The organism is Mycobacterium sp. (assembly GCF_025965855.1).
Lineage (GTDB): Bacteria > Actinomycetota > Actinomycetes > Mycobacteriales > Mycobacteriaceae > Mycobacterium.
The window spans coordinates 1-12,654 of the sequence record NZ_JAOPWB010000017.1 but is presented as its reverse complement, the minus strand read 5'-3'; the positions used below and the strand labels follow the sequence as shown (position 1 = coordinate 12,654).

Below are 12,654 nucleotides of genomic sequence, written 5' to 3'. Positions count from 1 at the left end.
CTCGTCGGCCTGCTCGAGCATCTGCGCGGTGTTGTCGTTCTGAATCTTGGCCATCTGCAGGGTGTCCGAATTCTGCATGGCGATCTGGAACGGGATCGAGCTGTGCTCGATCGGCGACCCGAGCGGTCGGGTGATCGTCTGCACCCGCTCGATGCCGTTGAGATGGAACACGCTCTTGGCGACCCGGTCGATGACCAGCATGTCCGCCGGGTTGCGCAGGTCGTGGTCGGCTTGCAGCATGAGCAACTCGGGGTTCATCCGGGCTTGGGAGAAGTGCCGCTCGGCGGCGGCCATGGCGACGTTAGCCGGCATGTCGGCGGGGGTGAACTTCTCGTCGTTGTACTGCGGAACGTAGAACAGCAGACTGACGAATCCGATGATCGCGATCACCACGGTGACGAGGAAGACCGGCACGGGCCAACGAACCACGGTGGTGCCGACCTTGCGCCAACCACGCGTGGACAGCTGTCCCTTGGGATCCAACAACCCGAACCGGGATGCCACGGCCAGGATCGCCGGCGCCAACGTCAGCGCCGCGGCCACGACGACCAGTAGCGCGATCGCACACGGCAGACCCATCTTCTGGAAGTACGGCAAGGTGCACAGGGTCAGGCACATCAGGGCACCTACAATGGTCAGCCCCGAACCCAGGATCACGTGCGACACCCCGTGATACGCCGCGTAGTAGGCCTGCTCCTGGTCCTGGCCGGCCGCTCGGGCTTCGTGATATCGGCCCAGCAGGAAGATGACATAGTCGGTGCCCGCGGCGATGGCGAGCATGGTGATCATGCTGACCGCGTATGGCGTCAGACCGATGATGTTCAAGTTGCCTGCGGTGGCCGTCACCCCGTCTGCCGCGAAGAGTTCGATGCCCACGGTCAGCAATGCCAGAATCGTGGTCGCGATGGAGCGGTAGACGATCAGCAGCATTACCGCGATGACGCCGATCGACACCAACGCCATCAGCTTGAGGCTCTTGTGCCCGGCGACGCTGGTGTCCGCGTTGAGCACGGTATTGCTGGCTGCGTAGGCCTTGACTCCCGACGGCGCAGGTACGGAGGCGACGATGTCGCGCACGGCGGCCACCGACTCGTGACTGGGGCTCGTGCCCTGAGCACCGACGAGGAAGACCTGCACGTAGGCGGCCTTGCCGTCGGGGCTCTGTGAGCCCGCGGCAGTCAGCGGGTCACTCCAGAAGTCCTGGACGTTCTCCACGTGCCCCCGGTCCGCGTGGAGCTTCGTGACGATCTGGTTGTAGAACCCGTGCGCGCTGTCGCCAAGCTTGTCCTGCCCCTCCAGGACCACCATCGCCGTGGAATCCGAATCGAACTGCTTGAACACGTGACCGATGTTCATCATGCCCTGAAATGCCGGCGAGCTCCGCGGCGCCAGCGACACCGAATGCTTGTCCGCGACGGCGTCCAGAGACGGAGCCAGCAGGCCCAGGCCCACCGCGACAAGCACCCAGAACACGATGATCGGGATCGACAGGACGCGGATCAGCCGGGGGACGATCGGGCGGCGTGGCGCGGAGTGCGCGTTGCTCATACGGATTTCACCAGGCAGTAGATGAACGGTTGATATTCGTCGGCGCTGCGGTCATCGCGCACCTGGCCGTCGACGACTACGCGACACCTAAGACCGTTGACTCCGCGATCGCCCTGAGCGACAACGTTGGCCGACATCGACGGCAACGTCGTGACGATCGTGAAGGACCACGGCAACGCCGCAGCGTCGACGCGATGAGGCTGCCCGTTCTCGTCGAGATAATCGACGTTCACGCTGCCCCCCGACCCCGTGATCTCGTATGCGATGTGTTTGGGGTTGAACGGCTTCGTGTTGTCGCTATTGCCCTCCGCAGCCGCCGCCGTCCGGTTGGCTCCCATCGTGTCTCGGATGCGAACGATCGCGTAGGCACCGAGCGTGACCACGACCACGAGCAGCAGCGGCATCCACACCTTCTTGAACACTCGAAACACCGTGTATATCCCGCCCTTTCAGCAATCCGGCCGCCATGGTGTCCATCGAGTGTGGGCGGTCGGGCGCAGCAGCACGCACTCGACGACCCCGCGCGGCGCGATATCCCCGATCAGACGGAACTTGGGTTCCGCGACGAGGAGTGCTTTACCTCATCGCAGGCTGGTCTGCTCGCCGCCCTGGCCCTGTCAGTAGCCGCGGTCTCAGACAGGATCTGATCACTCCCGTTTCTTAGTAACAAGAACATTGCGCGGCGAGGGCTCTGCTGTCGATGCCTGTATTCACGCCCATGGCTGACGATTTCGGCCTCGCTCATCTGCGTCCGCGCGTTGCTGATCGTGACTTGCCAAGGCGCGGTTCAGGAGTTCGGTCGTGGCGATCACATAGCGCGTGACATACGAGGCGCCAAAACCTTTACTTGGGGAAGTGGGATGCCCTTTGCGGTTGAACAGTGTGCCGCTACGGCCGTTGAGCTCCGGCGTAAACAGCAAGGGGACAATGCGTCTGGCGTATTGGTCTGGTGATTGCAGGAACAAGCCGATGGCGCCCTCGAATAGTCGGTAGGACAGGCTTCCATTGCGGCCCATCCAGTTTTCGCGGATGCCAGTCTTGATGAGCCCGGGTCCAAGGCCAAAGTATGCCGGTCCGGGGAACATCCCGTTGGCGCCCAACCCGAGGGCTTCGTTGCCGGCGATGGTGTTGGCGTGGGCTGCCATGGCTTTATATCTCAACTCTGAGTTGAGGTCGTCGGGATTTCCGAGCTGGCCGCTGCCTGGTGAGCCCATGACGAATACGCGGGGTTGGGGCGCATCGGCGGGACGTCTGATTCCGAGGCGGCCGCTGATGCCTTTGAGGATGGCTACCCGGTTGAGGAAGCTGACTGCCATGTCGCGCTCGATGCCCTCGGCGGTTTCCTCACGCGTTGGAGCGGCGATGATGCCGGCAGTGAAAAGCGCCACGTCGACGTCCTCGACCGCGAGGTCCTTTCCGAGCCGCAATGCGTCAGCCATCAACGACAGGTCAGCCCGCACGAATTTCGGTTGTCCTTGCGGAAATTCGCGCAAAGTGCGGCCGACGACGGTGACATCGACGCCGCGGGCCAAGGCGAGCCCAGCGATTGCCCGCCCAAGGCCGTTGGTACCCCCGATGACGAGGAGTCTCTTGGACGACAGGTCCAGCTCGTCGATCGACTGCGGACGAATGCTGACTTTGCCAGCGTTCAATGGTCGGTTCATCATTGCCTGCCTTTCGGATGGCCGCAGTTCGGCCCGGTGCTACCGAAGATGCTGCGGGGTGGTCCAGACCCTGGGCCAATAAGCGGACTATACCCCGCTTAGGTCGATCCCGTAAAGTCTCCTGCATGGACCAGCTGGCGCTGACCCCGCCAACGCCTCATGGTGAACGTGCTGACGCGGCACGTAACCGGCGCCAACTGTTGCGCACGGCTCAAGAACTCATGGCTGAAGTGGGCGCTGCAAAGGTCACTATGGACGGCCTCGCTGCCCGCGCAGGTCTGGGTAAAGGCACCGTATTTCGCCGCTTCGGTAGCCGCGCAGGCATCTTCCAGGCCCTGCTCGACGAGGAAGAACGCGGTCTGCAACTAGCGGTGATGTCTGGAAGGCCACCATTGGGACCCGGGGCGCCGCCGAGAGATCGGTTGATCGCCTACGGGCATGCCCGAGTGCACTTTCTGTTCGACAACCACGAGATCGCACGAGCCTCGCTAGACGGCGGTCAGCCTGTGCCCATCGGACATGAAAGCCCCCTTTCTCGCATCCATATCCGAATGCTTCTCGGTCAAATTTGCCCAGACGTAACAGACCTCGATATCCTTGCGATTCAACTCACCGCCGCTTTAGACGGCCCGCTACTGCTACAACTCACAGCCGCCGAGCTCTCCAAGCCAGCGATCGACCGTAACCGCCGACGACTTAAAACCGGGTGGACGAATCTCATCGACCGAATCTGCCCCACGTGACACAAGGGTGGAGACTGCGCACATCGACGGCGATTCCAAGCCGGCAATGGCTCATGCGAACGCCGAACGCCTGCTGCGTCTTTGATGCGCATTTTCAATCGAAGTGGCCCAACAAACCAATTGCCTAATCTGACCGCCTGACCCAGGCCAGCCGAAAAAGTCCGCTTAACGTGACACCGCCACGCGGCTGCGCCACCGGTTTCGGTGGGCTTTCGGCACGGCCTTAAACACAAAGGCGTTCAACGCATTACGAGAAAGACGAGGGATTAGCAAAGTCGGACGTGGCAGGTGGTGACAACCAATCGCTGCGAGCGCATGTCCGTTTTCTTGCGCACCGGCAATTCTCACTTCCGTTGCGTGGTGGGTGAAGATTTCGCGAGTCTAAAGACGTTCGTGCGCTGTCTTCTTCACGTCGTCGCCAGTTCACGTCTCATGGGTGTCTCATGATGTCGGGCGCGATCCAGGGGCCTTCGGGCTCGGCCGCGTCGCGGTTCATCTCGATCGCCTGGATGCCACCTTCCGGCAAGGTGAGCAGTCGCAGGAATGTCTGGTCGGGGTCGCGAAATATCAGCAATTGACCTGCGAGGGCCGTGATGACGGGTGAGTGCTCGATGCCGAGCGCGTCGAGGCGATCGCTCCAGGCCTGGATGTCGTCGGCCACGAAACTGACCGGGTCATAGCCCGCGGTAGCGGTGGCGGCATCGGGGGCCCACCGCAGCTCGATCGGGATGTCGATGCCGGGCAGCTGCAGGATCACGGCGTAGCGGGCGCCAGCGCCATCGTAGTGATCGAACTGGCTCAGGTGTTCGGCGTCGAACACTCGCCGATACCAGGTCAGGCTGGTGTCCAGGTCGCTGACCGGCAGTTTGACGTGATGTAGGCCTTTGAGGCGCGGTGCTGTCATTGTGAGGTCGTTTCAGGCGAGTTCGGACATGTGCAGGACCATCTGCTTACGTGCCGGTGGCAGGACGCCGATCAGGGAGAACACGGCGTTGCGGACCAGTTGGGCAGGGCGGTTGTCGACGATCGAGGCACGGGTCATCAGATTGGTGAAAATGACGGTGGCGCGGGCGATCGGTCGGCGGCGCTTTTCGTAGCCGTCGAGATCGGCGTGTTTGGCCCCGTTGAGCGACGCGGACAGGGTGTGCGCCAGATCGACCGCGTCTTGAATGCCCAGGTTCATGCCCTGGCCTCCGGCGGGGCTGTGCACGTGGGCGGCGTCGCCGGCCAGAAACACCGGTCCGTGGTGGAAGGTGCTGGCGATGCGGTGGTGGACATGGAATTGCGATGACCAAGTGAGTTCTTTGACCCGCGCTCCGGTGGGGCCGCGCTCATCGAGGATGTGCTGAACGAAGTCGACGTCGATGATCTCGGGTGCGTTGTCGACCGTCGCGAGGACGCGGCGTTGGTTATCGGGCAACGGTCCGCTGACCACGATGCCCGCGGGGGAGAAGAAGTTCTGCACCTCATCGAAGCGCAGCGGCCAGTCGATCCGGGCGTCGGCAAGGGTGAACGACTGGTCATAGGTCCCGCCGGCGTAGTCGATTTTGGCGCTCTGCCGAACCACTGAGGAGACGCCGTCGGCGCCCACGACGTAGCGCGCTTGAACCACTTCGCGCCCATCTGGGCCGTCCACTTCGACCTCGGCGCCATCAGCGTCGATGCAGACACCCGCGACGCTGTAGGGACGCATCACCTGCCCACCGAGAGCATGCATGCGCTCGGTGAGGATCTTCTCGGTCCGATACTGCTGCAGCGTCAGCACGAACGGGTACGGGGTCGGCAGCGAGGAGAAGTCCAGTCGAGTCAAGATCCTGTCGCGATCGCGAAACGTGAACGTCGGTACTACAACGCCCTCGGCGATCAACCGGTCGGTGACGTCCAGCTCCCGCAGGACCTCCAAGGTCTTCGCGTGGATCGCCGCTGCGCGAGACGCGTTGGCCCCTTCCTCCTGCTTGTCCAGTGTCAGAACATCATGGCCAGCCTGACGCAACGCCGCGGTGAGCACCAGGCCGGTCGGGCCGCCACCAACAACAACCACTTCAGCTTCGTTGGGCAGCACTATTTCTCCTTCAATCGACTGTCATCGAGCGTTGTTCGCTCAGCCCGCGCTCGCATCGGCTTATGGACAGTGCGAGTGGTCAGTCGTCGTCGAGTCGGATGCCGCTCCCCGACCCTTGTCGAACAACCGGACACCGCGGTGGAGGGGTTCTGCTGAGCCGCGCTTCACTGGTGCGGTCGCCGCTCAAGTCGCGTGTGGCCTAACACGCGCGATCAGAGCTCGTAGTCTTCGTTCCTCTGGCGTTCCAACGTAGAGGTCCAGCCAGGTTGTCAGCGTCGTTAGCAGCGCTGCAGGCAGTGGGAAACCTTCACGTACCACGACGGCGAGGATCCTCTCGGTAGCCAGATGATTTTCGCCGCAACCCAATTGGACGAAAATCATCGCGCGCTCACCAGCGATCAGGCATGGGGAAGCCGCATCAGCTAGCTGCCAGGCCAGGCTTGCGTCTGAGGTCATCTTTCCCAAATGTCGCCAGCGGCAGGGGACAGGATCCAGCACCCGGGCGATCGACGTCGCATGCTCGGGCTGTCCAGTGCGCGGCGGGTGGGCTGTCGTTGGAGTGTGAGCCGTAGCGCTCGCAGGGCGAGGTGCAGCCTCGACTTCACGGTGCATTCGGCAATATGGAGGTCGTCGGGGATCTGCGCCGTCGTCCACCTCAAGTAGTGCGAGCGGCGAATCACCGCGCGGTGCTCGCCGGACAACTGCGCGAGCGCGTCGCCGATCAGTCGCCGGACCAGTGCGGCATTCACCTGGTCGGGGCCGGTGCGCTCAGGCTCACCGTGCCCGGTTATGCCGCGTCGCATGAAATCGATCTCGCGCGTCGGGTTGTAGTAGCGCTTGCGGGTTCAGCGACGTCGTTCAGTATGCTGCGCAGTTGGCGTCGTCCGCGGTGGAGCCGGGAGTTCACGGTTCCTGGCGGGCTGTTCATGATTTCGGCGATCTCGCGGTGTTGGCGACCTTCGACGTCGGCGTAGTACACGACCACGCGGATTTGTTCGGGCAGGGTGTGCATTGCAGCTTTGATCCTGTTGTCCGGCAACGTGTCGAGCGCCTCGTCCTCCGCCGAGCGCAGCCCGGTCGAGGAGTGCGCCGCGTTGGCCGCCAGTTGCTGGTCGGTGATCTGCTCGGTCGGATATTGCGCCGCGCGCCGCTGCTTTTTGCGGTAGTCGTTGATGTAGGTGTTGGTCAGGATCCGGTGTAGCCAGGCGTTGAGGTTGGTGCCCTGCCGAAACGAGCGGAAGCTGGCGTACGCGGACATCATGGTGTCCTGAACCAGGTCCTCGGCGTCGGCGCGATTGTGAGTCATGCGCAGGGCCCTGCGGTAGAGCGGCGCCCGCAGCGGGATGGCGTCGCGTTCGAATCGTGCGCTCAGCTCGGCGTTGGTCATGCGTGTTTGTCCAGTGTCAGAACATCATGACCAGCTCGACGCAACGCCGCGGTGAGCACCAGGCCCGTCGGGCCGCCACCAACAACGACCACTTCAGCTTCGTTGGGCAGCACTATTTCTCCTTCAATCGACTGTCATCGAGCGTTGTTCGCTCAGCCGGTGCTCGCATCCGCTTGTGGACAGTGCGAGTGGTCAGTCGTGCGTCGAGTCGGATGCCGCTCCTCGACCCTTGTCGAATAACCGGACACCGCGCGTGCGCCACCACCGGGCGAGTGGACCGGCGGCATTGTTCACCTTCGACCTGACCACTCGTCTGCGCTACGTCATTCTGATGCCGCGCGGGCCCGTCGATCGGCGACTGGCCAGGTGCGCTGGCCACTGGCCGATGCGACCTTGGCCCATCGCAGCCGAAATTTGGGTGGAGGTGTTCGCCGGAGCCGCAGCGCGTTCGGATTGGCGGTCGAAGGGTCGGCGTCTCGATGAGGTGGCGATCGGGCAGAAAGCACAAGGGACTGGACAATGACGACAGGCGAAATACGGAGCTTTCAAACAAGACTGGCAGCGCCGCCAACAAAGAACGAACCGGCTTAGCGTGCTGGTCAACCGAGGTGATCGACAGACTTAGACATGTTAGGGGATACCTGATGAACGAACTGCTTGGCAGAATTCTTGATGCCCACGGTGGCATGGATCGCTGGAATGGGTACAAAAAAGTTGACGCGACGATTGCGAGTGGTGGCGGCTTGTTTCCGCTCAAGGGAGTGCCACAGGACCCAAGCCCGCGCCGCATGACTGCTTGGTTGCACGAGGAACGCTCGTCAGTCTCGCCTTACGGGGCTCCCGATCAGCGCACGATTTTCACGCCAGATCGGATTGCCATCCAGAAGCTCGATGGCACAGTAGTTGCGGAGCGCCGTGCGCCCAAAGACTCGTTCGCGGGCCACCAAATGAACACGCCTTGGGACGCGCTCCATCGTGCCTATTTCAATGGCGAAGCCGTATGGACCTATCTCAACACGCCATTTCTTCTGGCGATGGATGGCGTGCAGGTCGAGGAAACAGAGAGCTGGAGGGAGGGCACGGAGACGTGGCGCGTGTTGCGCGCATACTTTCCTGGTTCGATCGAAACGCACAGCCTCGTTCAAGACTTTTTCTTCGGCGAGGATCTGAGGCTGCGCCGCCATGACTACAGCGTGAATATCGCAGGCGGTTTTGGAGCGGCGCAGCTGACTTCGGATTATGTGGTGGCGAACGGCATAAGTCTGCCGACCAAGCGGCGCGCCTACACGCGCGGACCCGATCGTCGGCCGATCACGGAAATGCTGATGGTCGCAATCGATTTCAGCGAGGTGCGGTTTGAATAAAGTGGCAAGAGATCGCAACGGGCTGATCTGTCGGCCAGACGTATTCCTTCCTTGAGCGATTTCAGAGCGTGTGCTCGGCCTGGAGGATTTCGGCGGCGCGTTCGCCGATGATTACGCAGGGGGCCATGGTGTTTCCGGTCGTCACACGGGGCATGATCGAGCGGTCGGCGATGCGAAGGTGTTCTATTCCATGGACTTTCAGGGTGGCGTCGACCACCGACATGGCGCCTTGGCCCATCTTGGCGGTACCGGTTTGGTGCCAGTAGGTCATGACGGCATCGCGGACGAAGCGCCGTGGCCGTTAGACGGCAGGGGCAGGAGAGCCAAGGCGGTTTCGGCGATCGAGCGCAGTGAATCGGGGCTGCTTCCGCCTTTGCCCAGCGCTTCGATCCCGCGCAGCACGGCCAGGAGGAGCCCGGCAAGCCGAGTGGGGTCCGCGTGCTGCTTGATGTCGCCCGCCCGCTGTGCTCCCGCGATGCAGGAAGAAAGCAGTTCCTGGATGGTCGCGAACGTCTGGCGGGCCGTCGCGGCGACGGCCGGATCCTGCTCCGACAGCTCGGCGGTGCCCTTGGCGAGCAGACAGCCACGCAGACACGCGTCCGAGGCGGCGGCGTTCGCCACCGCCCGCACATGCCCGCGCAGCCGTTCAAAGGCGCCGGCATCCGGGCCGTCAAGCGCCCGGCGCACGGCCTCGATCAGCCCGGCGCAATAGTCGTCGAAGGTGCGCAGGAACAGTTGGTGCTTGTCGCCGAAGGCGCCGTAGAGGCTGCCCTTGCCCAGCCCGGTGGCCATGGCGATGTTGTCGATCCGCGTTGCCGCGTAACCGGTCGACCAGAACTGGTCCCTGACAGCGCGCAGGACCACGCCGTCATCAAAGCTTCGGGGTCGCGCCATGGCCTCACGATACCAATTTCTTGACTACCTCGTCCAGAATTGACTACGTTATGGACGAGGCGGTCAAGAAAATCGACCGTCCTGCCCGTCGCGTAACGGCTACGAGCAGCGCAAACGACATAGTTATCTCGAAAGGATGGGTGCCATGCGCCCCATGAACGGAAAGACAGCCCTGGTCACCGGTGCCTCCAGCGGTATCGGCCGGGCGATCGCCAAACGCTTTGCCGATGACGGCGCCCGCGTCTACCTGACCGGCCGGCGCAAGGACGACCTCGAAGCCGCGGCCGAGGCAATCGGGCCGGACGCGGTCGCGGTGCCGTGCGACGTGTCGCAGGCCGCCGACCTCGACCGAGTCATGGAAGGCATCCGCAGCGACGGACGACAACTCGACGTCGTCGTTGCCAACGCCGGACTGGGCGATGGGTCGCTTCTCGCGGACGTCACGGAGGAGCAGTTCGACTACGTCTTCGGTGTGAACACCAAGGGCAGCCTGCTGACCGTGCAGAAGTCGCTGCCGCTGCTCGCTCAGCCAGCGTCGGTGATCCTGCTGGCGTCTTCCACTATTCATCAAGGTACCGCCAGAATGGGCAGCTACGCCGCGTCCAAGGCAGCCGTGCGCAGTCTCGGCCGGACCTGGGCCGCGGAGTTGGCCCCGCGCGGGGTTCGCGTCAACGTCATCACCCCCGGCCCCATCGCCACACCCGCGATCGAGAATTTAGCTCACAGGCTCGGCCAGAGCACAGAGGCTCTCCACGCAGTGATGGCCTCGCAACTTCCGTTGCAGCGGATGGGCCGTCCCGAGGAAGTTGCCGCGCTGGCTGCTTTCCTTGCCGGGCCGGAGAGTTCGTTCATCACCGGCGCCGAGCACTTCGTCGATGGCGGACAGGTCCAGGTCTGACCAACCGTGCAGAGGTCTTCCAGCACTGAAACCCCAAGGCACCCAAGTGCCTTGCGGTCGATACACAGCTCACAAAACATTCGAATGCGAGACGCTGAACAGGATGAATTCAACACGGGCACTGGTCCTCGGTGGGGGAGGAACCGTCGGCACCGCCTGGACGGCCGGGCTTGTCAGCGGACTGCGTCGCGAAGGGGTGGACCTGGCCGAGGCCGACTTGATCGTCGGTACCTCGGCGGGCGCGATCGTCGGCACGATGCTCGCCACCGGCCAGGATCTTGATTTGCTGGACGCCCCTGCGAGCCCAACCGATCAAAGCGGCCCCGCGCCCAAAGCGGACCCCGGTCGGCTGACCGAGGTCTTTGCCATACTCCGCGACCCCAGCCTGGAACCGGCGGATGCCCGGCGCCAGGTCGGCCGGGTCGCGCTCGCCGCCGAGACCATCACCGAGCAGGCGCACATCGCCCTGATGAGCACGCTGATCACCGCACGCGAATGGCCGGACCGCGAGGTGCTCATCACCGCGGTCGACGTCGAGACCGGCGAGCTGAAGGTCTGGGACCGGGCCGGCGTCGCACCGCGGCCGACCGCAGTAGCGTCCAGCTGCGCCCTGCCGGGCCTCTTCCCGCCGATCACTATCAACGGGCGACAGTACATGGACGGCGGCATCGGGTCCGGGACCAACGCCGACGTCGCCACCGGTGCCGACGTGCTGGTCGTCGTCGAACCACTGGCGCACCTGTTCCCCCGCGAGCCACTCGAACAGGAACTCGCCGCGACCGGCGCAGGCACTGTTGTAACGATCAACCCGGACCAGGCGGCGCTGGACGCCTTCGGCCCCAACATGAGCGACTGGGCGGTTCGGAAGCCGGCCTGGCAGGTCGGACTCAGGCAAGTCGCCGCCACCGCCGAGCGGGTCCGCGCCGCTTGGCGCCGGCGCGCCAGCTAGTGACGGACGCTATCGGACGGGCAGACCCGCGCCGGGAGCACCAGCTAGCGGCGCGTTCGGAGATGGAGCTCCTGCACCAGTTGTGCGGGCCGACAGCCTGCGTTCGCCAGCTACGGCAACCCTGACTGACAACTGGCCTGCGCTACGACATTCTGACGCCGCGCGGGTCCGTCGATCGGCGACTGGCCGCGTGCGCTGTCCACTGGAGGATGCGAGCGACGCCCTTGGCAGCCGAAATTGGGGGAGGTGTTCGCCGCGCCACAGCGCATTTTGATCGGCGGTCGAAGGGTCGGCGTCTCGATGAGGTGGCGATGGCGATGGCGAGCACACAAGCGACTGGGGCGATGACAATGGGCGAAACATACGCGGAGCTGTCAAACAAGAGTGTCAGCGCCGCCAACGGCGTCGAGTATGTGTATCGGGATGCAGGCGAGGGCGGCGTTCCGCTGGTCCTTCTTCAGCACTTCCGCGGGAACCTGGACAACTGGGATCCGGCGCTGATCGACGAGCTGGCGTCGTCTCGCCGAGTCGTGACGTTCGACAACGTGGGGGTCGGCGGCACCACCGGGAACACGCCGCACCGCGTCGAGCAGATGGCACAGGACGCCATCGCTTTTCTGAGCGCGATGGAGTTCGACCAGGTCGACATACTGGGGTTCTCCATCGGCAGCTTCGTAGCCCAGGAAATGGCGCTGTTGAGGCCAGCACTGCTCCGGAGGGTCATCTTGGCGTCTTCGGCGCCCCAGGGTGCCGCCGGGATGCACGGTTGGGCTCCCGACGTCATCGAAGCGGTCGGCGCGCGCCAGACAAACCCCGAGGGGGTGCTTGACGTGTTCTACGCCCCGTCTGCCTCGAGTCGGCAGGCCGGGCAGCAAGCCCTCAAGCGCATGTTCTCCCGAACACAGGGCCGCGACCTGCCCACGACGTGGGAAACCCGACAAGCTCAGTACGACGCCGTCTGTGCATGGGGAGTTCCGAATCACAGCGTGCTGCAGCGAGTTAGCGCGATCGACCTGCCGGTGTTCGTGGCCAACGGTGACAGCGACCCCATGATTCTTCCTCATTACACGTTCCTACTCGCAGGCTTGATTCCACAAGCTCGCCTGAAGATTTACCCGGACTCGGCGCACGGCTTTTTGTTTCAG

At 63.7% G+C, this 12,654-nt stretch carries 13 protein-coding genes and 2 pseudogenes; 5 read left to right on the top strand and 10 right to left on the bottom strand.

From position 1 onward, the window contains the following. The 3 genes from JWP83_RS01750 to JWP83_RS01740 all read right to left on the bottom strand — a co-directional run. The coding region (locus JWP83_RS01750; protein WP_297725175.1) for an MMPL family transporter at positions 1-1,548 on the bottom strand (1,548 nt) is incomplete at its 3' end. Then, on the bottom strand, positions 1,545-1,979 hold the full coding sequence (locus JWP83_RS01745) for an MmpS family transport accessory protein (RefSeq protein WP_297725173.1): 435 nt from the start codon (positions 1,977-1,979) through the stop codon (positions 1,545-1,547). The genes JWP83_RS01750 and JWP83_RS01745, both read right to left, overlap by 4 nt. A 279-nt stretch (positions 1,980-2,258) precedes the next feature. Then, entirely contained in the window at positions 2,259-3,212 is a 954-nt protein-coding gene (locus JWP83_RS01740; RefSeq protein WP_297725172.1) for an SDR family NAD(P)-dependent oxidoreductase, read from the bottom strand. A 125-nt stretch (positions 3,213-3,337) separates the two neighbouring features. On the opposite strand from JWP83_RS01740, the gene JWP83_RS01735 reads away from it, so the two are divergent. Beyond that, entirely contained in the window at positions 3,338-3,955 is a 618-nt protein-coding gene (locus tag JWP83_RS01735; protein ID WP_297725170.1) for a TetR/AcrR family transcriptional regulator, read from the top strand. Positions 3,956-4,385: 430 nt separating this feature from the next. Here the strand turns inward: JWP83_RS01735 and JWP83_RS01730 are convergent, their stop codons facing one another. The 5 genes and pseudogenes from JWP83_RS01730 to JWP83_RS01710 all read right to left on the bottom strand — a co-directional run bounded on the left by JWP83_RS01730 (position 4,386) and on the right by JWP83_RS01710 (position 7,517). Beyond that, a complete protein-coding gene (locus JWP83_RS01730) occupies positions 4,386-4,859 on the bottom strand; it encodes a VOC family protein (protein ID WP_297725168.1) in 474 nt (157 codons plus the stop codon). 12 nt (positions 4,860-4,871) lie between these two features. Next, positions 4,872-6,017, bottom strand: a complete 1,146-nt coding sequence (locus JWP83_RS01725) for an FAD-dependent monooxygenase (RefSeq protein ID WP_297725166.1) — start codon at positions 6,015-6,017, stop codon at positions 4,872-4,874. Between the two features lie 452 nt (positions 6,018-6,469). Then, positions 6,470-6,796: pseudogene (locus JWP83_RS01720) on the bottom strand (sigma factor-like helix-turn-helix DNA-binding protein); the annotation flags it as partial. Positions 6,797-6,804: 8 nt separating this feature from the next. Continuing rightward, complete coding sequence (locus JWP83_RS01715) at positions 6,805-7,404, bottom strand: sigma-70 family RNA polymerase sigma factor (RefSeq protein ID WP_297725164.1); 600 nt, start codon at positions 7,402-7,404, stop codon at positions 6,805-6,807. Beyond that, complete coding sequence (locus JWP83_RS01710) at positions 7,401-7,517, bottom strand: FAD/NAD(P)-binding protein (RefSeq protein ID WP_297725162.1); 117 nt, start codon at positions 7,515-7,517, stop codon at positions 7,401-7,403. The genes JWP83_RS01715 and JWP83_RS01710 overlap by 4 nt, the downstream gene beginning before the upstream one ends. 531 nt (positions 7,518-8,048) lie before the next feature. On the opposite strand from JWP83_RS01710, the gene JWP83_RS01705 reads away from it, so the two are divergent. After that, positions 8,049-8,768: a hypothetical protein gene (locus JWP83_RS01705; protein ID WP_297725160.1), complete on the top strand. Its 720-nt coding sequence runs from the start codon at positions 8,049-8,051 to the stop codon at positions 8,766-8,768. Between the two features lie 61 nt (positions 8,769-8,829). Here the strand turns inward: JWP83_RS01705 and JWP83_RS01700 are convergent. After that, positions 8,830-9,060 (bottom strand): annotated as a pseudogene (locus JWP83_RS01700) (GMC oxidoreductase); the annotation flags it as partial. Continuing rightward, on the bottom strand, positions 9,036-9,662 hold the full coding sequence (locus JWP83_RS01695) for a TetR/AcrR family transcriptional regulator (protein ID WP_297725158.1): 627 nt from the start codon (positions 9,660-9,662) through the stop codon (positions 9,036-9,038). The pseudogene JWP83_RS01700 and the gene JWP83_RS01695, both read right to left, overlap by 25 nt. Positions 9,663-9,816: 154 nt before the next feature. Between JWP83_RS01695 and JWP83_RS01690 the strand changes: the two genes are divergently transcribed. The 3 genes from JWP83_RS01690 to JWP83_RS01680 all read left to right on the top strand — a co-directional run. Further along, entirely contained in the window at positions 9,817-10,560 is a 744-nt protein-coding gene (locus JWP83_RS01690; RefSeq protein ID WP_367185565.1) for an SDR family NAD(P)-dependent oxidoreductase, read from the top strand. A gap of 103 nt (positions 10,561-10,663) precedes the next feature. Continuing rightward, entirely contained in the window at positions 10,664-11,509 is an 846-nt protein-coding gene (locus tag JWP83_RS01685; RefSeq protein WP_297725154.1) for a patatin-like phospholipase family protein, read from the top strand. A 350-nt stretch (positions 11,510-11,859) separates the two neighbouring features. Then, on the top strand, positions 11,860-12,654 hold a 795-nt coding region (locus tag JWP83_RS01680), incomplete at its 3' end, for an alpha/beta hydrolase (protein ID WP_297725152.1).

Coding starts and splice junctions, on each gene's coding strand:
- JWP83_RS01705 (WP_297725160.1), top strand. CDS start 8,049: ATGAACGAACTGCTTGGCAGAATTCTTGATGCCCACGGTGGCATGGAT.
- JWP83_RS01740 (WP_297725172.1), bottom strand. CDS start 3,212: ATGAACCGACCATTGAACGCTGGCAAAGTCAGCATTCGTCCGCAGTCG.
- JWP83_RS01730 (WP_297725168.1), bottom strand. CDS start 4,859: ATGACAGCACCGCGCCTCAAAGGCCTACATCACGTCAAACTGCCGGTC.
- JWP83_RS01695 (WP_297725158.1), bottom strand. CDS start 9,662: ATGGCGCGACCCCGAAGCTTTGATGACGGCGTGGTCCTGCGCGCTGTC.
- JWP83_RS01690 (WP_367185565.1), top strand. CDS start 9,817: ATGAACGGAAAGACAGCCCTGGTCACCGGTGCCTCCAGCGGTATCGGC.
- JWP83_RS01685 (WP_297725154.1), top strand. CDS start 10,664: ATGAATTCAACACGGGCACTGGTCCTCGGTGGGGGAGGAACCGTCGGC.
- JWP83_RS01715 (WP_297725164.1), bottom strand. CDS start 7,404: ATGACCAACGCCGAGCTGAGCGCACGATTCGAACGCGACGCCATCCCG.
- JWP83_RS01735 (WP_297725170.1), top strand. CDS start 3,338: ATGGACCAGCTGGCGCTGACCCCGCCAACGCCTCATGGTGAACGTGCT.